16 protein-coding genes are annotated in these 19,075 nt (G+C 52.2%); 6 read left to right on the top strand and 10 right to left on the bottom strand.

Annotation, left to right across the window (positions count from 1 at the left end; all coding sequences use genetic code 11):
* Nucleotides 1-41 precede the first annotated feature (41 nt).
* The 3 genes from H6G21_RS07905 (at nucleotide 42) to H6G21_RS07895 (ending at nucleotide 4,075) form a co-directional block, all read left to right on the top strand.
* Entirely contained in the window at nucleotides 42-1,034 is a 993-nt protein-coding gene (locus H6G21_RS07905; RefSeq protein WP_190572394.1) for a LysR family transcriptional regulator, read from the top strand.
* Nucleotides 1,035-1,169: 135 nt separating this feature from the next.
* Nucleotides 1,170-2,708: a serine/threonine-protein kinase gene (locus tag H6G21_RS07900; RefSeq protein ID WP_347277993.1), complete on the top strand. Its 1,539-nt coding sequence runs from the start codon at nucleotides 1,170-1,172 to the stop codon at nucleotides 2,706-2,708.
* A gap of 317 nt (nucleotides 2,709-3,025) precedes the next feature.
* The gene (locus tag H6G21_RS07895) at nucleotides 3,026-4,075 is read left to right on the top strand and encodes a PstS family phosphate ABC transporter substrate-binding protein (protein ID WP_190572392.1); all 1,050 of its coding nucleotides are present in this window, start codon (nucleotides 3,026-3,028) and stop codon (nucleotides 4,073-4,075) included.
* A 124-nt stretch (nucleotides 4,076-4,199) separates the two neighbouring features.
* Here the strand turns inward: H6G21_RS07895 and H6G21_RS07890 are convergent, their stop codons facing one another.
* The 5 genes from H6G21_RS07890 to H6G21_RS07870 form a co-directional block, all read right to left on the bottom strand.
* Nucleotides 4,200-5,594, bottom strand: a complete 1,395-nt coding sequence (locus tag H6G21_RS07890; RefSeq protein WP_190572390.1) for an amidohydrolase family protein — start codon at nucleotides 5,592-5,594, stop codon at nucleotides 4,200-4,202.
* Nucleotides 5,595-5,642: 48 nt separating this feature from the next.
* Complete coding sequence (locus H6G21_RS07885; RefSeq protein ID WP_190572388.1) at nucleotides 5,643-5,975, bottom strand: DUF962 domain-containing protein; 333 nt, start codon at nucleotides 5,973-5,975, stop codon at nucleotides 5,643-5,645.
* A 183-nt stretch (nucleotides 5,976-6,158) separates the two neighbouring features.
* Nucleotides 6,159-6,656, bottom strand: a complete 498-nt coding sequence (locus H6G21_RS07880; RefSeq protein ID WP_190572386.1) for a sterol desaturase family protein — start codon at nucleotides 6,654-6,656, stop codon at nucleotides 6,159-6,161.
* 165 nt (nucleotides 6,657-6,821) lie between these two features.
* On the bottom strand, nucleotides 6,822-8,204 hold the full coding sequence (locus H6G21_RS07875) for a 1-acyl-sn-glycerol-3-phosphate acyltransferase (protein ID WP_190572377.1): 1,383 nt from the start codon (nucleotides 8,202-8,204) through the stop codon (nucleotides 6,822-6,824).
* A 161-nt stretch (nucleotides 8,205-8,365) separates the two neighbouring features.
* Nucleotides 8,366-9,715 (bottom strand): FAD-binding oxidoreductase, encoded by a 1,350-nt coding sequence (locus tag H6G21_RS07870; RefSeq protein ID WP_190572375.1) that lies wholly within the window; start codon nucleotides 9,713-9,715, stop codon nucleotides 8,366-8,368.
* A gap of 344 nt (nucleotides 9,716-10,059) precedes the next feature.
* Between H6G21_RS07870 and recG the strand changes: the two genes are divergently transcribed.
* Nucleotides 10,060-12,594 carry an ATP-dependent DNA helicase RecG gene (recG, locus tag H6G21_RS07865; protein WP_190572490.1) on the top strand — a complete coding sequence of 845 codons (2,535 nt, stop codon included), beginning with the start codon at nucleotides 10,060-10,062 and terminating at the stop codon, nucleotides 12,592-12,594.
* 163 nt (nucleotides 12,595-12,757) lie between these two features.
* Nucleotides 12,758-13,279 (top strand): hypothetical protein, encoded by a 522-nt coding sequence (locus tag H6G21_RS07860; RefSeq protein ID WP_190572373.1) that lies wholly within the window; start codon nucleotides 12,758-12,760, stop codon nucleotides 13,277-13,279.
* Between the two features lie 238 nt (nucleotides 13,280-13,517).
* On the opposite strand, the gene H6G21_RS07855 is transcribed toward H6G21_RS07860, so the two are convergent.
* Nucleotides 13,518-13,658, bottom strand: coding sequence for a hypothetical protein (locus H6G21_RS07855; RefSeq protein ID WP_190572371.1), 141 nt, complete (start codon nucleotides 13,656-13,658; stop codon nucleotides 13,518-13,520).
* Between the two features lie 69 nt (nucleotides 13,659-13,727).
* Nucleotides 13,728-14,324 carry a chorismate lyase gene (locus H6G21_RS07850; RefSeq protein ID WP_190572369.1) on the bottom strand — a complete coding sequence of 199 codons (597 nt, stop codon included), beginning with the start codon at nucleotides 14,322-14,324 and terminating at the stop codon, nucleotides 13,728-13,730.
* 352 nt (nucleotides 14,325-14,676) lie between these two features.
* Between H6G21_RS07850 and moeB the strand changes: the two genes are divergently transcribed.
* On the top strand, nucleotides 14,677-15,951 hold the full coding sequence (moeB, locus tag H6G21_RS07845; protein WP_190572367.1) for a molybdopterin-synthase adenylyltransferase MoeB: 1,275 nt from the start codon (nucleotides 14,677-14,679) through the stop codon (nucleotides 15,949-15,951).
* A gap of 144 nt (nucleotides 15,952-16,095) precedes the next feature.
* Here moeB and H6G21_RS07840 read toward each other — a convergent pair whose 3' ends face one another.
* The 3 genes from H6G21_RS07840 to H6G21_RS07830 all read right to left on the bottom strand — a co-directional run bounded on the left by H6G21_RS07840 (nucleotide 16,096) and on the right by H6G21_RS07830 (nucleotide 19,052).
* Entirely contained in the window at nucleotides 16,096-17,403 is a 1,308-nt protein-coding gene (locus H6G21_RS07840) for an aminopeptidase P N-terminal domain-containing protein (RefSeq protein ID WP_190572365.1), read from the bottom strand.
* A gap of 62 nt (nucleotides 17,404-17,465) precedes the next feature.
* On the bottom strand, nucleotides 17,466-18,125 hold the full coding sequence (locus H6G21_RS07835; RefSeq protein WP_190572363.1) for a Uma2 family endonuclease: 660 nt from the start codon (nucleotides 18,123-18,125) through the stop codon (nucleotides 17,466-17,468).
* 171 nt (nucleotides 18,126-18,296) lie between these two features.
* Nucleotides 18,297-19,052: an MBL fold metallo-hydrolase gene (locus H6G21_RS07830; RefSeq protein WP_190572361.1), complete on the bottom strand. Its 756-nt coding sequence runs from the start codon at nucleotides 19,050-19,052 to the stop codon at nucleotides 18,297-18,299.
* Nucleotides 19,053-19,075: the final 23 nt, after the last annotated feature.

The following is a 19,075-nucleotide window of genomic DNA, read 5'->3' as shown; positions in this document are numbered from 1 at the left end:
GAAATCAACGGGATCGCTTCCTTACCCCCCTTTGACCCGATATGTCTGACCTTCCTTTTACGCTGGATCAGTTACGTATTCTCAAGGCGATTGCCGCTGAGGGTAGCTTCAAGCGTGCAGCCGACAGTTTGTATGTATCTCAGCCAGCGGTCAGCTTGCAGGTACAAAACCTAGAGCGTCAACTGGATGTCCCGTTATTCGATCGGGGTGGGCGGCGGGCCCAACTGACCGAAGCTGGCCACCTCCTCCTCAATTATGGAGAGAAAATTTTAACTTTGTGTCAGGAGACCTGCCGAGCGTTAGAAGACTTGCAAAATTTGCAAGGGGGAACGCTGATCATTGGCGCTAGTCAAACCACTGGCACCTATCTCCTGCCCCGGATGATTGGCCTCTTCCGCCAGAAATATCCTGACGTTGCTGTACAACTCCATGTTCACTCCACTCGACGCACCTCTTGGAGTGTCGCCAATGGACAAATTGATTTAGCCATTATTGGGGGAGAAGTGCCTCCAGAACTGCAAGATTCCCTCGACATTATTCCCTACGCTGAAGACGAACTTGCATTGATCTTGCCCCCCTCCCATCCGTTGGCTCGCTTAACGGTGATCCAGAAAGAGGATCTCTATCGCCTGCAATTCATTGCCCTGGATTCCCAATCCACCATCCGTAAAGTGATTGACCAAGTGCTAGCCCGCTGGGGCATTGAAGCCCGTCGCCTAAAAATTGAGATGGAATTGAATTCCATTGAAGCGATTAAAACGGCGGTGCAGTCCGGTTTGGGGGCAGCCTTTTTATCCCTTTCGGCGATCGAGAAAGAATTGCAAATGGGGATTCTGCACCGCGCCCCGATCGAAGGGATGGAGGTGCGGCGTATGCTCTCGGTGATTATTAACCCTAACCGCTATCGATCGAAGGCTGCCGATGCCTTTTGCAAGGAAATCCTGCCCCAGTTCACCAGTTTGCCCGTCAATTTTGATAAACGGGATAAAGCTTTTGTCCCAGAAGTGGTGGCAGAAGCGGACGGGGAAGGCTAGCAAACAATCTAGCAAAGGATTCTGTGGGCCAGTGAGCCTGTCTCCTCGTAGAAGTCTCTCCTAGGAGAGACTTCGGTTCAACCTGTGGGTTAGGGTAGAGAAGGGGTCGATCGCCCTCCATCCTAGGAGACTCCCGTGCAACCCGCTGGGGAAACTCTTGCTAACTTCCTGATTGCTGCTATGGAACTGTATTGCACCCGACCGGGTTGTCAGCGCCCACAAAACGTTTTTGGTGAATTAAGTGATCCGGGGGTTCTGAAAGCAACCCGGCAAAAGTTCTGCACCAATTGCGGGATGCCCTTGATTTTGGCCGATCGCTACCTGCCGGAAAAGTTGCTGGGGCAGGGAGGCTTTGGGGCGGCCTATCTAGCCCGCGATCGCTACACGCCGGGGATGCGTCGCTGCGTCGTGAAACAGTTCAAACCAGCAGCCCAACTCAATCCTACCCAACTGCAACTGGCCCACGATCTGTTTGTCCGCGAGGCAGAGATTCTCGAAAAAATTGGCCAAGACCATTTTCAAATTCCTGACCTCTATGCCTTTTTTGATCTGGATGTCCCAGGATCCAGTGTTGGTGCCACAGAAACCTATTTCTACATCGTCCAGGAATACATCGACGGTGAAGATTTAGAACAGGAGCTGCACCGGCGGGGGGCCTTCTCTGAAGCGGAGGTTCGGGAAGTCCTGACATCGATGCTGGAAGTCCTCAGTTTTGTCCATGAAGGGAATACGATTCACCGCGACATCAAGCCGTCTAACATCATGCGCAGTCGCAAAGGGCGGCTGTATCTCCTCGACTTCGGGGCCATTAAGGTGGCCGCAGCCAGTTCCGCCAGCCCTGGACAAAAAGCTTCAACCAGTATTTTTTCGCCCGGTTACGCCCCGCCGGAACAGATGGCCGGGGGCGAGGTCTTTTTTTCAACGGACTTATATTCCCTCGCAGTCACCTGCTTGGAACTGTTGACGGGAAAGCCCCCCACAGCGCTCTACGACGCCAGCACTAACTCCTGGCAGTGGCAGCGCTATATCTCGATCGGGGCACCGTTAGCGACCATTCTCAGCAAGATGCTGCAACATTCTCCCAGTGATCGCTACTGGTCTGCGGCGGAGGTGTTGTTAGCCCTGCAACCCCAGCAAAAGCCATCGCAGGTTATGCCGCCGCCACCGATGCCCGCCCCGCCCCCACAATCGACCACGGTACAGCAAGGGTCGCCAGCTCCTATCCCCCCGCCCGCCCGATCGTCTGCGGCTCAGAAGGCGGCCCAGAAAGCAGCCCAGAAAGCAGCCCAGAAAGCAGCCGTTCAGTCCACACCCGCGATCGTGCCCACGGTCCCCCCCCGATCGACCTTAGCGATTTTAGGCAGTGCCGCCTTTACGGGCTTTGAGGGTGGGTTGTTGGCGATCGTACTCTATCGGTTGCCGTTACCGATTCCGTTAGAAGCACGGGCGATCGCTTGGCTGGCCCTAGCGCTCCTTGTGGTCTTTCTGCAATATCGCCGCACGATCGAGAAAGTTGATTTGGTCATTCTTGCCGGGTTGACGGGAGGATTGGTGTGGTGGTTTCTGCGTCCTAGCTTGGTCTATTGGATGGGGGCGCTGTTGCTGGCAGGCGGATGCTTGATTGTGACGATTTTCTTTCTGCTGGTTTACCGTTTGCTGGGGATTTTCTTTTGAAGACCCCGCAATCTTGCCAAAATCCAGCCTATCTCACGAGTCGTTGCTGAGTTTTTGTTGGCTGAGTTTTTGTTGGCTGAGTTTTCGTTTCGTGACTGTATCGCCAGAGACTTGGGGCAAACTGAGATCCGCCCTCTAAAATAAAGCAGCTTCCCGATAAACCTTGCCTTAAAGCATAGTCTTGTCTCGAAGCCTGGTTCTGGGTGGGTTGGGCCAAATCTGTGTAGGTTGGGCCAAAGTTGTTACACCTGATTTTGTTTTACACCTGATTGTTTTGCACCTGTTGTTTTACACCGCATGTTGGATTAGGTTGACCTATGTCCCAGAAAAATGATGTCCCTGCATTACTTGGCGCACTCTTGGTCACCGTGGGAGTGGTGGGTGGTGGAGTTTGGTGGTTTACGCAGAAATCTGGTCAGAATCTGGGACAGGTCTTGCAAAATGGCAGCAATTCGGGGACAAGTACGGGAACGAATAGCAATAACAATCAGCCGTTGAGTGCCGTCAAGGATGTTCCATCGGGACAATTTCGCTATGGGGGTAGCACCTCCTGGGCTCCGATTCGCCTTTCAGTAGATTCCGCCCTTCAGACGGCTCGATCGGAATTTCGCCTCAGCTATGTCAATCCTAGCGGGGAAGCTGCCAGTACCAGTAGCGGCATCAAAATGTTATTGAATCGGCAAATTGAATTTGCCCAAACGTCGCGCCCCGTGAATACAAAGGAACAACAGCAGGCACAACAATTGGGACTGAACTTGCTAGAAATTCCAGTGGCGATCGATGGCTTGGCGGTGGCGGTCAATCCTAGCTTGAATGTACCAGGACTGACCCTCGATCAATTGAAGGCCATTTACACCGGGCAACTGACCAATTGGCAGGCAGTGGGAGGCCCCAATCTCCCGATCGTGCCGTTATCCCGCAAACCAGGATCGGGGGGAACGGTCGATCTCTTCATGGAATCGGTCCTGGGTGGGGGAAGTTTTAGCCCTGGGGTACAGTTTGTTGATACGACCACCCAAGCCCTGCAACGGTTAGGCGCAACGGCAGGTAGTATTTATTTTGCGTCTGCGCCGGAAGTTGTCCCGCAATGCACGATTAAGCCATTACCCCTGGGTCGCGCCGCAGGGCAATTTGTGCCGCCCTATCGCGAACCTCTGATTGACAGTAGCCAATGCCCTGCACAGCGGAATCAGTTGAATCATCAAGCCTTTCAGAATGGTGATTATCCATTGACCCGCAATTTGTATGTGGTGTTTAAGCAGGATGGGCAGCGATCGCAGCAGGTAGGACAAGCCTACGCCAACCTGTTGCTCAGTGGCCAAGGGCAGGGATTGTTGGAGCAGACGGGCTTTGTTCGAATTCGGTAGGAATTTATTAGTTTTCAGGCCATGTTTTAGACCATTAGTTTTTTAGTCCTGGAATAGGCTATGCCATAGCGGGTGAGAGGCCATGGCATAGGAACTTATGGGTCAGATTGTGGTTTCCTCTTGCCTACTTTGCCCCGATCGCGTGTAAATCCGCTCTCATCGGCAATGAATCCCGCAGCCGTGAACCATAGAGATCCAGCGCATTGCCACTCAATAACCGTTCCAAGTAGGCCCGATCGTCTACCCGATCGGCCACCGCCTGCACGCAATCCTGTAACACTCCATCCCAATGGCCATAGTCCCCGGAGAAACAAGCCAACTGTTTCCCCGTTTCGCCCATCGCGATCGGTAAATACACCGGAGCCGGATCATCGGATTCAAAGGACACAAAAATTTGTCCCCGCTGGAAGTATTCGATCGGATCGCGATGTTTCAGATCCCAATGTTCAAACAAACTCGCATCATTAATCTTTTCCGGATCGTGTTCCCGCGTCCACAGCAGGTCAAATAAATTTTTGGCCTGACTGATGATGTTACTGTTGTTGTGTGTTCCCCGTTCTCGAACCATCAGCTTTGTAAATTCCATTAGCGAAGGCCGATAGGGATGGTGGGGATCGAAATCACGAATGCGTTTCTCCCAGTGTTCATGGAAGGCATGGGCAAGGTCTGGCACCCAACCACAGCCGCCTTCTAAAAAGCCAACCCGCAGCGTTGGAAACTTCTCAAACACACCATCAAAGACCATCCGGGCCAACGCCAACTGTTGCTGGTTGCGCTGCACAAAAATATGACTCAGCACAAAGGTTTCCAAATGATCCGCTAAGCCCCCCACCATGTAGGAACCGGGGCCACCATGCAACCCGATCGCCACATCCAAATCCACCGCCGCTTGCAAAATCGGTTCAAAGTCTGGATGGCTCAGCGTTTTACAGGTGCGAATTTCTGGAAACGCTTCTGGAGCAGCGGGATGGGGAATCGGCAAATTGGGCGGCAGCGAAATCCCGACCATACCCAACTCATTGACACAGCGATGCATTTCCTTGACCGCTTCCGCCACATCCTGCATGGGCAGCACCCCGATCGGCTTCAAGCGCCCATCATAGCCCCGGCAATCCTCCGCCATGTAGTTGTTATAGGCCCGACAAAGCGCGATCGCTAAATCCCGATCGAGGTAACTCCCAAAACTTAAATTCCACGTTCCATAAATCACATGGACATCAATGCCATACTGATCCATATGTTCGATCCGAGCCCGGTTGAACATTGCCCCCAGGGTGGTTTCTGGATGTAAATTGCGAAACCCACCTTTACCCAACCCTTGGGCTTGGGGATAGATACGCACCAAATCGTTACATCCCGTTTTGGGATTAAAATCCTGGATCTGCATTCGCTGATCACCTAGACGATCGACAATCAAATTCGTGCGATCGCGATATTCCGGTTCAATATAATCCCGAATGACTAAAGGATTTTCTAATTTGTGAGCATCGGCATCAATCACCAGTAAATCTTGATACATGGCTGTACTCCTGTATGAATGAATTGCTGTGACAATCCTGTTTATGGATTAGTCCGGTGAAAATGACGATTTTGCAAAATGTAACCAGAGATCCTTCAAACCAAATACACGATCGAACGACCAGGAAAGCGACGCCAAAATCGTAATGCCGGGATATTTGATAAAGGCGGGTTGATTTTTTTCAAACACTGCATGCCCTGCCCAAACCAACGGTTGAGTTAGCAAAATCAATAAAATTGCCAGTTTCCAATCTAGCCGATGGAGCAATGCCAGAACGAACGCAAGAATGACGGTGAAATTTGCAAAGTGATGGAGCGCTTGATTAATCGGATGTTGATGGCAGGCGATAAAATGGTCTCTAGCCGCAGAAAAGTGAGTCATTTAGCCTCCTAGAGGGGAACGGGAGGGGCTGACCACAACCTAACATGTTGCCTTCGATCGAATACCGTTATGTCGAAATTTCTATAAAATGATGCAATAAAAAATGCAGAGTTGGTTTTTTTTAGATCCATTTACACTCTGCATTATTTTATTTTTGATTATTTACAGCAATTATTTTTCTATTTACAGCCAGCGCAAGGCAAAAAAACCAGCCGCAGGACGCTGCAACTCTTTCTCATCTAACCAATCAACAACCTTGTAAGTCCCAAACACCCGATCCCACCAATCTACCGCCAACCCAAAATTATGGTTCCACATACCATACTTGTGGTGCACATAATGCACAGGCATCGACATCCAGAAACATTTACGGGGATTTTCATGTTGCAGTTGGTGGGCATAGGCCGCAAAGGCTGCGAAGGCAATTCCTCCGATCGTCCAAGCTAGACCAATCTCCCACGACCAAAAATAGGGAATGGCCATCACGACACAGGTTCCCAGCACATAGTCCCGAAATTCCCAAATCACCCCTTGACCTTCATTGCGACGGTGATGATCGCGATGTTTTTCACCTAACCGATAGGGCTGATGCATCAGTCGATGCACCCAATATTCCACCAAACTAGCCAGCACAAAGGCCGTCACCAAGAAGCCCAGATCCACAGCCAGTCGAGTCAACATAGCTTCTACACTCTCTACACACACATCAGTTAGGATACTTGACTATTGTGGCACAGGTCTGAGGCCCAGGGGTGAGGAGGGATCTCTGAGGACGGGGCTGAGGTGCACAAATTTATCAGCCCAACGAATCAACGCACAGTCTATCTAGCTTGCAGGCTATGCAACTTAATGAATCATCGCTTCCAAAGCGGTTTGCAAATCCTGGGTCAACGTTGCAACTGCCTGTTTGGCGGATTTACGATCGCGGGAATAGTCAGCCCAGCGATCGGTTACAGAAATCGGCTGTCCGATCGTGAGGTACGCCCGTTGTTGGCCGAGCTTCGGCGTATTAAAGCCCGGATGCTCTCCCTTGATCTTGGCAATCATTTGCCACATCAAAATCACGGTTTCCGCAAAGCGATCGACGGTCATTTTTTCCCGCACGTATTGCCCCGTCACGGCCACAAATGTTTCCACCAACCGCATATGCCAAATCCGAAAACTGGCTTCCTCCGCAATGCGATCTGCCAATCCCCGCTCCACCAAAGACAGAGAATCCAGCTTGAGATCTTCCCGGTGGATCGCATCCCAAGCCGCTTGCTCCAACCGACGACAGCGATCGATCACCGTCCCCCGAGGTTGCAAATTAAAATCCCGCTCAGCGACTTTCAGTGCAATATCCAGCAGAGTACTCAAACGTTTACCCAGTTGTTCATTGGGATTTTCCGCAATCATTGCATAGGGTGGAATATCTTGATGGTAAAACCGTTGGTAATACTCTTCCATGATCGATAACAAATGCTCACCTAGGCGATACATCCGGCGATATAAAGCTTCATCCAAGGTGTCAGAACCAAACTGAGAATCCGATTGAAATCCACAATCCGCTTCCAATTGGGCCAGCAATTGTTCAATTTCCTTCCACGGCGGCGCAATGTACTTGTACTGCAACCCGATCGGGACAATGAGGACTTCTTCCGATCGTCCCGCTTTTTGCAGATCTTCAACACACCAAAATCCAAATTGCGAAAGCCCAGGTTCCAGCGGACTGATCAATTCACTATGCCCATTCGTGCCCCCTTCCGGAGCCGCCATTAAGGGAAATCGACCATTGGCGAGTAAATCCCTGGCCGATCGTAAGCCGGCCCGATCGACCTTGCCACGCATAATCGGTGTACCGCCCAGTTTGGCATACAACCAGCCCATCGCCGAACCCGCCCAGAGGGGAATTCCGCGATCGTACATAAAATGGGCATGAATGGGATCTTGCAACCGCACACCCATCGCCCGTGCCGTTTTGGGCAACAGCCGACTCAGGGTGTAACCAATGCAAACGGGATCGTCCACGCTAGGATGGCGAAACGCCAACAGCATCCGGATCTTGCCCGATTGGAATCGCTGATACAAACTCACCAATTCTTCTAAGTTAGTGGCCTGCACGTCAGTCAGCGCCGTCTTCCAGCGCATCCACACAGGTAACAGCGCATAGGTCAGCCGCACCATATTGAGGTCAAGATTCGGTGCGATGAATTCGAGCGGAGGTTGGACACGGGACACAGAGCGGGCCACCAGAAAACTCCTTAGGACGTGAGCCAGGAAACTTGGACAGGATATGACTTCCAGGATGCCCCATTGTAGTCAGTTTGAGACAGACTCGCGCTATAAGTTTGTGCCAGCATGGCAGGTGGATTCGAGGATTTATCGAATCGCCCTAAGCCCCGACCATAACTCTAAGGCTGTGTTTCAGTCCAGCCGCGCATTTTGCCAGGATTGAGTAAGCCGTAGGGATCGACCTGTTGCTTAAAGGCGAGTTGGGCCTGATCGATCGCCTTCATGCCCCCATCTTCGATCGTATAAGCGTGGGGATTAAAGACGATCGCACCGAGGCTTTCTAGGCGATCGATGATGGCTTGCAGGCGTTCCGGAGTGCTGAAGCGCACAAGTTGCAATGCAGCCGGAGTCGTGCGGCCCGCCACCCGCAGGAATTCCAAATGCATCATCGCTTCGTCGCCAAATTCCTGATACATCTGCTCGACTAGCGTTAAGTTTGGATCGTAGGGGAACAGGGTTTGTAAGTAGGTAAGGTGAGGATCGACCGATCGGGCGTGCAACGTCGTGTGGTTCCAGGTATATTCCCACAGGGCAATGCCTTTTTGACTGTCTTCCGCTGGCTTCTCATAGGTCACTTGGCCGCCGCAGTCCTGTACCAGTTCCCGCAATGGTTCCAAGCCATCCTCTGACACCATGAGCAATGCTGCGTGGGTACCGGAGGGAATGGAACTGCGTAATGCAGCGAAATACTGAGGAATCGGATCGGCACAAATGGTAATTAGGCGTTTGAGAATACCATCCGCATCGCCCAAGGATTGGCCAAACCGAGCCGCTGCCATAAAGCTGGGGAAGGTGGCAATGACTTCCGCCCAAGGCAAGGCGGGAGCTAGGGGAATTTCCAATTCGGTAATAATGCCATTGGTGCCGTAGGCGTGGGCCACTTGGTACACCGCTTCGCCCCGTAGTTCCACGACGCGCGGCTCCGCCTCCATCGTCACTACCTTGACCGATCGCAGATTGCCCCGATCGCGCAATTGCCCGTAGGTGATCGAACCAATGCCGCCGCTGCCCCCACCAATGAAGCCACCGATCGTGGCTGTGCGGTAGGTGGAAGGCACCATGCGTAATTCCCACCCGATCGGGCGCGTTTGCTTGTCGATCGCCGCTAGCTTCGCTCCCGGCTCCACACAGGCCACACCCGGCTTGACCCATTTCACCGCTGTCATTTTGGTCATGTCTAGAATGACGCCACCCTCAAGGGGGACACATTGCCCGTAGTTCCCCGTTCCAGCCCCCCGCACCGTCAGCGGCACCCGATATTTCACACAGGTTTTGGCCACTTGGATCACCTCCGCTTCGTTGGCGGGTTTGACCACCAAATCCCCCCGTTTGTCAGCAAAAATCGGCTGCAAAATTGGACTGAAGTGATAATAATCCTGGGAGAGCTTGGCCACTTGGGTCGGCTCGGTAATCAGTTCGATGCCGTTGAGTTCTGTGGTGAGGGCAGTCCAGTCGATCGTAGAAGCCATAGGAGATTTACAGGGAGAATACAGGGAAATTTACACAAGCTAGGAATATCCTGTCCTCTCCAGTTTAGGATGGAAATTGATTCTAAATTGATGGATTCATGTTCTAGATGCGATCGACCCTGGTACTTCATTGATTCGTGAATGCGGTAGATCCGATCCCCCTAAATCCCCCTTAATAAGGGGGACTTTGAAAAGAAGTTAGAGAAACTTTGACAGTGTTTCTCTTGTCCCCCCCTTATTAAGGGGGGCTAGGGGGATCAAATCTCTCGCAATTAAAAATGAATCCGGTACAACTCAGGGAGAGCACCGCCCAGTTAATTGCAATTTCCCAGTTTACGTTGCCCATGGATTTTTTGCGGCTACAAAAAGCACTCTCAGTGGAAGCGGAAAATGGCTTTAATGACCTACAAGGCAACCAATACCGCTTCAGTGAGTTTTTGCAACTGAGTTTAGGCCAGCCCTTGCCGGAACTGGATCGATCGGAGCGCCAAAAAATCCAGGAACTGGCCGCAGACTATGGCCGTTACAGTGAACTGAGTTTTGCCCAACGGCAACACCTCGTGGCCGATACCCGCCGCCTGCTGCACCAAACGAAAAAAACACTGGCGGAGGTCGCCCAGGATAGCCCGCCCGCCCTAGACCCATCGGAGCAACCTGCCGCGATCGCTGCGAAGGAAGCCGCTGGAAAATTTTCCGATCGGGCCGCCAGCAAGAGTGATCGATCGGGTAACCCAGTAGCCACCGTGACGCCTGCCACCAAAGCCGCTGGAAGCCGCAAGGTCGATCTGGAACAAGCCGTCACTTATCTACCAGGAGTTGGCCCAAAAAGTGCGGAAAAATTGGCAAAATTGGGCATTTTTACTGTGCGGGATTTGCTGTATTACTATCCCCGTGACCACATCGACTATGCCCGCCAAGCCAAGATTCGGGAACTGAAGGCGGGTGAAACCGTCACCGTTGTTGGTAGCATTACCTCTAGCAATTGCTTCACCAGTTCTAAAAATCCTAAACTGACGATTTTTGAATTAACAATCCGTGATTCCTCCGGACGGATGAAGCTGAGCCGCTTCTACATGGGCAGTCGCTATTCCGGGCGGGGTTGGCAGGAGCAGCAGAAAAAGCTCTACCCCTCTGGGGCAGCGGTGGCAGCATCCGGATTGGTCAAGGAAACGAAATTTGGCCTTACGTTGGACAACCCAGAAATTGAAGTTCTCGACTACGGCGGCGAAATCGATTCCGAATCCGTGGGACGCATTGTGCCCGTCTATCCGCTGACGGAAGGGGTGGGAGCAGATTTAATCCGTCGAGCAATGGTCTCTGGATTACCCGCTGCCCAGCAATTGCAGGAAACCTTACCCCAAGGATTGCGCGATCAGTATGCGTTGATGGAAGTTCAAACCGCGATCGCGAACATTCACTTTCCCGACGATCGATCGAGCTTGGAAGCCGCGCGACGACGGTTGGTGTTTGATGAGTTTTTCTATTTGCAATTGGGGTTACTGTCACGGCGTTACCGTCAACAAAGCCAACAAACAGGCGTTGTCCTCACGACCCAAGGCCCATTGTTAGATCAATTTTACACAGTGTTGCCCTTTGAATTAACCGGAGCCCAGCAGCGGGTGGTACAGGACATTCTGGGGGATTTACAAAAAACGACACCGATGAATCGTCTAGTGCAGGGCGATGTGGGGTCGGGGAAAACGGTGGTGGCGGTGATTGCATTACTGGCTGCGATTCAGGCGGGTTACCAGGGGGCGCTGATGGCTCCCACGGAGGTGCTAGCGGAACAGCATTATCGAAAACTCGTGCAGTGGTTTACGCTGCTGCATTTGCCCGTGGAATTGCTAACGGGATCGACTAAGGTAGCCAAACGGCGACAAATTCACACCCAATTGCAAACCGGGGAATTGCCCTTGCTAGTAGGCACCCATGCGTTGATTGAAGATCCCGTGCAGTTCGATCGCTTGGGCTTGGTGGTGATTGATGAACAACATCGGTTTGGGGTACAACAACGGGCAAGGTTACAACAAAAAGGCGAAAATCCCCATGTTCTCACTATGACTGCAACACCGATTCCCCGCACGTTGGCGTTAACGTTGCATGGGGATTTGGATGTGAGTCAAATTGATGAGTTGCCCCCCGGTCGGAAGGCCATTCAAACCACCGTTCTCAGCCATCGCGATCGCCAACAAGCCTATGACCTCATGCGGCGGGAAATTGTGCAAGGACGGCAGGTCTATGTGGTTCTCCCTTTGGTGGATGAGTCGGAGAAATTAGACTTAAAATCTGCGATCGTGGCCCATGCGGACTTGCAACAAACAGTGTTTCCGGAATTCCAAGTCGGATTACTGCACGGCAAAATGACCTCGGCGGACAAGGATGCAGCGATTAATGCCTTTCGCGATCGGCAAACCCAAATCCTCGTTTCCACCACGGTGGTGGAAGTGGGGGTGGATGTGCCCAACGCAACGGTGATGCTGATTGAACATGCAGAACGCTTCGGCCTCTCCCAATTACACCAGTTGCGGGGTCGGGTGGGCCGGGGTGCATCCCAGTCCTACTGCTTGCTGATGACCAGTTCCCGCAGCGAACCCGCCCAACAACGGCTGAAGGTCTTGGAGCAGTCCCAGGATGGATTTTTTATCTCAGAAATGGATTTACGCTTCCGAGGCCCAGGGGAAGTGCTGGGATCCCGGCAGTCGGGGTTACCGGATTTTGCCCTAGCGAGTCTCGTGGAGGATCAGGATGTGCTGGAAATTGCCCGTGATGCAGCCCAGAAGGCGATCGACAAAGATCCAACCCTCTCCCGCTGGCCAGCCATGGCCGCAGAATTGGAGTATCGCTACACCCGTCTGTTGGGGGGCGCTATTTTAACCTAACGATCGGGCTTTTGGTGGGATCAACCGGAGTCTTGCGATTCCCAAATTTTAGCGGTTGTTCCCGTTACCGTTGTTTAGTAATGTGGATTGGGCCATGGTGCGCCGGGACATTCTGCTCCGAACCTCCATGGATTGCTGACTCTAGTATTTTGTTGCGCTTTTCATGGAAACGTCTCGTAATCTGGCAATTTTAGTTTCTGTTCCCGAAGTTCATCTGTTATCTGCCTTGGATGCCCTCTCAGCGCAGCAAGCTCAGGCGTTTAACCCATCCTACGTGGTGTACGGCAGTATGGAATTTGAAGCCTTTGGTGAAATTGAAAAGATTCGGGGTACCCGCGCGATAGAAACCTTCATCTATGCCGCAGAGGGGGCCGGAGAGCAACCCCTCAACCCAGAAGTGACTTGGAAGGGGATTTACCTTGGCTGTGAAGCGGCCTCTGGGGGCGGTCGCTATCGGGGTAAGGCAATCCATCGACCAACCTCCACGACGGGCGATCGTAAACCTGCGGCCCTGTTCTGGAAGCTGGCCCACTTGGAACGGTTTGAAAAAGGCATGCCGATCGGGAAATTGCAGGGGTTGAAGCAAAAGACTTTTTTGAAGGCCCGTTTTCTGCCAGAAAAACCAACCTTGATTGAGTATCCCTTTACCCACAAGCTCTATCTCAAAGCGAATGCCAATGCCTAGTTAGACCGGAATCGTAGGCTAGGTTAATCAGGTCGGCCCTGCTTAGATAAACTTCCAATAAGGTTTGATAACAGTTTTAAAGAACCTGTCGTGGTCGTAATGGATATACGCGAGAATGGCAGTGGAGGTGAGCATCATGCGCCACACTGCTTGGATACTCCGAAATCTAGAATACCGACTAGCTGAGATCATCTTGGTGATCCTAGCGTTAATGATTGCGTTGTTCATCATTGCCCCGTTAGCGGTCTAACACGGGTTCAAAATTTCCATCCGGTTGAAAATTTCCACCAGGAATAGATGCGGTGAGTCGATCGGCTGGCGGGAGAAGGATTATGAACGATCGCACTGAGCGATCGGTTCCTGGTACTTTGGCACGCACAATAGCGCTTTTGCGTTACTGAATTTTGCATGACTGAATTCGGCATGGCTGAATTCGGCATGGCTGAATTTAAGGCTTGCCTAAGTACCGCTCCAATACAGGCGAAAAGACCTCGTAAATCAACGTCAACGGCTGGCCTCGGTGCCAGAACAGATAGTGCCGTCCCCAGAAGGGGCCAGGATGGCCAAACGCTTCAGCGATCTCCTTGGAATGACCGTAGTAGATCCCTTGGACATCGCGGTAGAGTTCTGTGCGCAGTTTTGCCAGACTGGCCCAGATGGGTAGCGATCGGTTTTGTAAATACTCATCCACATGGCTCTGTTCCCACCAGGAGGCTGCATAGGCCGTGCGTTGGCCGCCATTCATCAGCCAGACCTGCCGCCGCACCCGTGGCCCTGGCACTTGCAGAATTTGCTCCGGCGCACGATCGCGGAATAATCCGACGGGGGACATGTCGATCAGATCGATCGTCGTCGGTTCACCCGTCAAAAGCTGTAAATATCGCGTCGGTGAACCATCCCCCAGCAAAACCATTTGCCACGCTGGGGCAAGCTGACTGTGGGGAAGCCCCTGCTGAATTTGCGGCTCAGTACCTTGCCAGATCGGATCCAGGGCATACCAAGCGGTGAGAGTAGAGGTGTCCGGAGTTTTAAAAGTTGCAGTCAAGGAACTTTACACAAGTTAATAGTTTGTCTCTGATCATAACGTGTGAATCGGAGAGAACAGCAGCGATCGGGTTAGAGAACCTGAGCCTTCACGCAACGAGAGCACCAGCAGGAATGTTATAAAACTCAACTCGAAACCCGACTAAAACTATCGGCTTTAAAAAACCTATTAGACTATGGGTTCCGTCCCTGTCCTAGAATAGATTTCTGGTTCTGCTGAACTGCGATCGGGATGCACCGGACATCCATGGGCGATCCGATCCACAGGTGTCCGATCCACGGGCGATCGTAACCTGTCTACCTGAATCACGCATTCTGAATCACGCACTGACTCACACGCATTGACTCACGCCATGTTGAACCCAAATCTGGATGAAGTCCAGTTAACTAAAGACGACTATGAGCGTTACTCACGGCACATCATTCTGCCCCAAGTGGGCGTCGATGGCCAAAAACGCCTCAAAGCAGCCAGTGTGCTGTGCATTGGAACCGGTGGCCTGGGTGCACCGCTATTGCTGTATCTAGCCGCAGCGGGGATTGGTCGCATCGGCATTGTGGACTTTGACGTGGTGGATACGTCAAACCTGCAACGCCAGGTGATCCACAGTACCTCCAACGTTGGGAAACCCAAAATCCTCTCCGCCAAAGAGCGAATTTTAGAAATTAACCCCTTCTGCCAAATTGATCTTTACGAAACGCGCCTCAGTTCCGAAAATGCGCTGGATATCATCCGCCCCTACGATGTGGTGATTGACGGAACCGATAACTTCCCGACCCGCTACCTAGTGAACGATGCCTGCGTGCTGTTGGGTAAACCTAACGTCTACGGCTCGATTTTCCACTTTGAAGGTCAGGCAACGGTCTTTAACCATAAGGGCGGTTGGGTGCGTCCCGAGGGTTGGGATCAGCTCTCGCCCCAGGAAAAAGCGGAACAGCGCAAGGCGGGTAAGGATTGGCTTTACGATTCCGAAGTGCCGGGGCCGAACTACCGTGACCTGTATCCCGATCCGCCACCTCCTGGGTTGGTGCCCTCCTGCGCTGAAGGCGGTGTGCTGGGAATCCTACCGGGGGTAATCGGTACGCTGCAAGCGACGGAAACGGTGAAGATTATTCTGGGCGTGGGGACAACCCTCAGTGGTCGTCTGCTGCTGTACGATGCCTTGAATATGCGGTTCCGGGAACTGAAGCTGAACTGCAATCCCGATCGGCCTGTGATTGAGAAGCTGATTGATTACGATGAGTTCTGCGGCATTCCCCAAGCGAAAGCTGCGGAGGCTGCGGCCCAAAGTGAACTGTCTGAAATCACTGTGAAGGATCTCAAGCAGTTGATTGATAGTCAAGCGGATGACTATGTGCTGGTTGACGTGCGCAATCCCCACGAGTTTGACATTGGTCGCATTCCGGGTTCCGTGCTGATTCCTCTGCCGGATATTGAAAACAGCGACGGGATCGAAAAAGTCAAAGATGCCCTAGGCAATAAAAAACTGGTCGTTCACTGTAAATCCGGTGCCCGATCGGCCAAGGCGCTTGGAATTTTGAAGGAAAAAGCAGGCATCCAAGGGACTAATGTGGTGGGTGGAATTCTCGCCTGGAGCCGCGAAATCGATCCTTCAGTGCCAGAGTATTAACCTCTGAGTATTAACCTCTAGCGCATAAATCTCTAGACTACGAGCAAAAGTATCCAGGGGATCAATTGCTCTGTTCTATAAAAGCAAATGAAGGCAAGGAGTTTTCCTTGCCTTTTCTTTTAGTGTTTATGTTGCGATTAACGGCTAACGTTCCATCGCTTCAACGGACTTAGGAACCGCGGCGGTGAGGATTTCATTTCCCGTTGCTGTCACCAACACATCATCCTCAATGCGAATTCCAATCCCACGCCACCGATCGGGCACTTCCGGCTGGCCTTCTGCGGGTTGGAAATCAGGACGAATGTAAATTCCCGGCTCTACGGTGATGACCTGTCCCGGCGCAAAGCTATACCAGTTATCCCCTGTTTTGCGCCCGCCGATATCGTGCACATCCAAGCCCAGCCAATGCCCCGTACCATGCATAAAGAAAGGTTTATACTTGGCTTCTTTAATCACTTCCTCAAGGTCACCTTGGAGCAAACCCAATTCCAACAAGCCTTCCGTAATCACCCGCACAGCCGTTTCGTGGAATTGCTTCCAAGGATTGCCTGGTTGGACTTGCTCGATCGCGGCCAGTTGCGCCTTCAAAACCAATTCATAGAGAATGCGCTGTTCCTCGGTGAATTTGTCACCAACGGGAAACGTGCGGGTAATGTCGGAATTGTAATAGTCGTAGGAACAGCCCGCATCAATTAACAGCAAGTCTCCATCCTGCATTTGCCGGGTATTTTCCGTGTAGTGCAGAATGCAAGCATTTTCCCCAGAGGCCACGATCGAGGGATAGGCAGGCCCCAATCCACCCCGCAGGCGAAACAGCCGTTCCATTTCCGCTTGCAATTCGTATTCGTAGAGTCCCGGCTTGCGATGATCCAGGGCTAACTGATGGGCTTCTGCTGCAATCTCCACAGCTTTGCGCATCAATTCAATTTCATAATCGCTTTTATGTAACCGTAACGAACTCACGAGCAGCAACGGATCTTCGATCGCTAACGGCCCAAATCCTGTTCGATCGTAGCGTCCCACAAACCGTTGAAAGAGTCGCAAAATCCGATTGTTGAATCCATTGTCGCGACCTAAGTGATAGTAGAGCCGATCGGCCTTCTCAACATACTTCGGTAAATGTTCATCCAATTCCGCGATGGGGTAGGCAATATCCGCGCCATAGGCTTCCTTCGCCGCTTCCACACCCACCCGATACCCCGTCCAGGTTTCCTTGTCCCGATCCTTGGGTTGCACAAACAGAATATATTTGTGTTCCTCATGGTGCGGCGCAAACACGGCGACGGCATCTGCTTCGTTAAAGCCCGTGAAGTAATAGAACGTACTATCCTGCCGGAAGTTATATTCCACATCGTTATGCATCACAGCATGGGAAGCCGATCGAAAAATAGCCGTTCCGTTCCCCAGTTTGGCGAGCAGTTGTTCACGGCGTTGGCGGAATTCGGGATGCATAGGCGAGGGTTCGGAAAACTACAGGTTCTATCCTAAACCTTTCTTTCCGTAGGTGCATCGGATTAGGGCAGGGGCTGCGATGGAGGTCGATTCGCGATCGCCCAATCCCGAAATGCCTTGTAAGCCGTGTTCCAGCTCTCCGTTTGGGCCTGCTGAATAAACTGGGTAATTTGGCTGACTAAATCACGGCCCGGAAAAAATTGACTCTCTGGGCAAAGCTGGTAAGCACCCTGCTGCAATTGATGAATTTCTAACTGGGCCTGCGAGAAACGCCAAACTTCCTGCACCCCCAACGCCGCATAGATCTCCAAATGAGTCCGCGAGGTCACATCAATCTCGATCGCCAAATCCGGCGGGGGATCAACCTCCAGATCTAAGCGCTTCCGCCCCTGAACCGCGATCGCGTTAGTAATGTAAAAGCACTGATCCGGTTCAATCCCACTCCCTAAAGACCGTTTGCTCAGGGTCGTCGAACCCAGAGGATAGGCCGTAATGTCCCATTCAATCAGCAAAATTTTGACCACATCGCCCAAACAATCTTTGTAGGATTCATGTTCTGGGGAGGGAGCCATCACTTCTAATAACCCTTGGTAATAGGCAATGCGACTATTGCGTCGATCGCCCAAATCCAGCAAAATCGTTTCAAATTCTGTCCAGTCAATATCCCGCAGCAAAAGCCGCTCTCCAGGTAAAACTTGAATCCGACTAAGTTCAACCAGCACTGCGTTTCACCGTGATGGATAGAGGACAGAGTTCGATCGAGGACAGGTAGGAACCTCCGGCATCATCCAGAGGGGAATCTTATCGTTCCCTAGAAATCGTCTGCTAGAAAATGCGTTGCGGTGTAGGTACTGTTGAGCAAAACCTACACCCATACTTCTAGCCTAGGACTTCTATCCTAAAACCTGAATCACCATGCCATCCTTCGGTAGATCGGCCTTGGACAGACTCACCGTCGCGCCGGATTTGCGCACCGGAGTCCCCGTCATCAAACTGATAAAGGCATCCACCCCGGCCAGATCACATTGTTGACCTTTGGCCGCGCCCGTTTTGTACTGGGTTGGCACCACAATCTTAGGATTCAGCACCTTGATAGCCGCCTTGGCTTCCTCGGGATTATAGGCTTTGGGGCCACCACCAACGGGAATAAAGACTACATCCGGGCTACCCATGAGAATCTTTTGCTCCAGACTAATGGGAGCCGCCGCCCCCCCTAAATGCAGCATCGTCAGTCCCCCTTGAGTCCAACGCCACGCCACATTGGTGCCAAATTGCCGTCCACCCTTACGATCGTGATCCGTTGAGATCCCCTGGAACTTAATGCCCTTGACCTCGTAGACTCCCGCTTCATAGAGCAACTGCGGATTTCCGGGTACCACATCGATCGCCCCTTCATCCAAAAGTTGACTGCTAATCAACACCAAATCGGTGTCCACCTTGGGAGCGGGATAACCAGCGGTGCAACCCAGGGGACGGAAGGGATTGACCAAAATCCGTTGGCCACTGCCTGTAATCAAAAAGCTCATGTGGCCGAGGGATCGCAGCGTCACACCGCTACTTTGCGCCCAACTTCGGGTGCCTGTCATGCTCGTACCGATCGCTGCCAGGGTGCCAGCGCCCATGTAACCCAACAATTGCCGACGTTTCATTGACTTCTCCTAACGGTCAGGGG

Source organism: Alkalinema sp. FACHB-956 (genome assembly GCF_014697025.1).
GTDB lineage: Bacteria > Cyanobacteriota > Cyanobacteriia > Leptolyngbyales > Leptolyngbyaceae > Alkalinema.
Note: the sequence above shows the minus strand (reverse complement) of the source record. Positions and strands in the feature narration are given on the sequence as shown.

What these genes read in the sequence shown, in the direction of transcription:
- H6G21_RS07905 (WP_190572394.1), top strand. Translation starts at nt 42, where the DNA reads ATGTCTGACCTTCCTTTTACGCTGGATCAGTTACGTATTCTCAAGGCG.
- H6G21_RS07895 (WP_190572392.1), top strand. Translation starts at nt 3,026, where the DNA reads ATGTCCCAGAAAAATGATGTCCCTGCATTACTTGGCGCACTCTTGGTC.
- H6G21_RS07890 (WP_190572390.1), bottom strand. Translation starts at nt 5,594, where the DNA reads ATGTATCAAGATTTACTGGTGATTGATGCCGATGCTCACAAATTAGAA.
- H6G21_RS07885 (WP_190572388.1), bottom strand. Translation starts at nt 5,975, where the DNA reads ATGACTCACTTTTCTGCGGCTAGAGACCATTTTATCGCCTGCCATCAA.
- H6G21_RS07880 (WP_190572386.1), bottom strand. Translation starts at nt 6,656, where the DNA reads ATGTTGACTCGACTGGCTGTGGATCTGGGCTTCTTGGTGACGGCCTTT.
- H6G21_RS07870 (WP_190572375.1), bottom strand. Translation starts at nt 9,715, where the DNA reads ATGGCTTCTACGATCGACTGGACTGCCCTCACCACAGAACTCAACGGC.
- recG (WP_190572490.1), top strand. Translation starts at nt 10,060, where the DNA reads ATGGATTTTTTGCGGCTACAAAAAGCACTCTCAGTGGAAGCGGAAAAT.
- H6G21_RS07860 (WP_190572373.1), top strand. Translation starts at nt 12,758, where the DNA reads ATGGAAACGTCTCGTAATCTGGCAATTTTAGTTTCTGTTCCCGAAGTT.
- moeB (WP_190572367.1), top strand. Translation starts at nt 14,677, where the DNA reads ATGTTGAACCCAAATCTGGATGAAGTCCAGTTAACTAAAGACGACTAT.
- H6G21_RS07840 (WP_190572365.1), bottom strand. Translation starts at nt 17,403, where the DNA reads ATGCATCCCGAATTCCGCCAACGCCGTGAACAACTGCTCGCCAAACTG.
- H6G21_RS07830 (WP_190572361.1), bottom strand. Translation starts at nt 19,052, where the DNA reads ATGAAACGTCGGCAATTGTTGGGTTACATGGGCGCTGGCACCCTGGCA.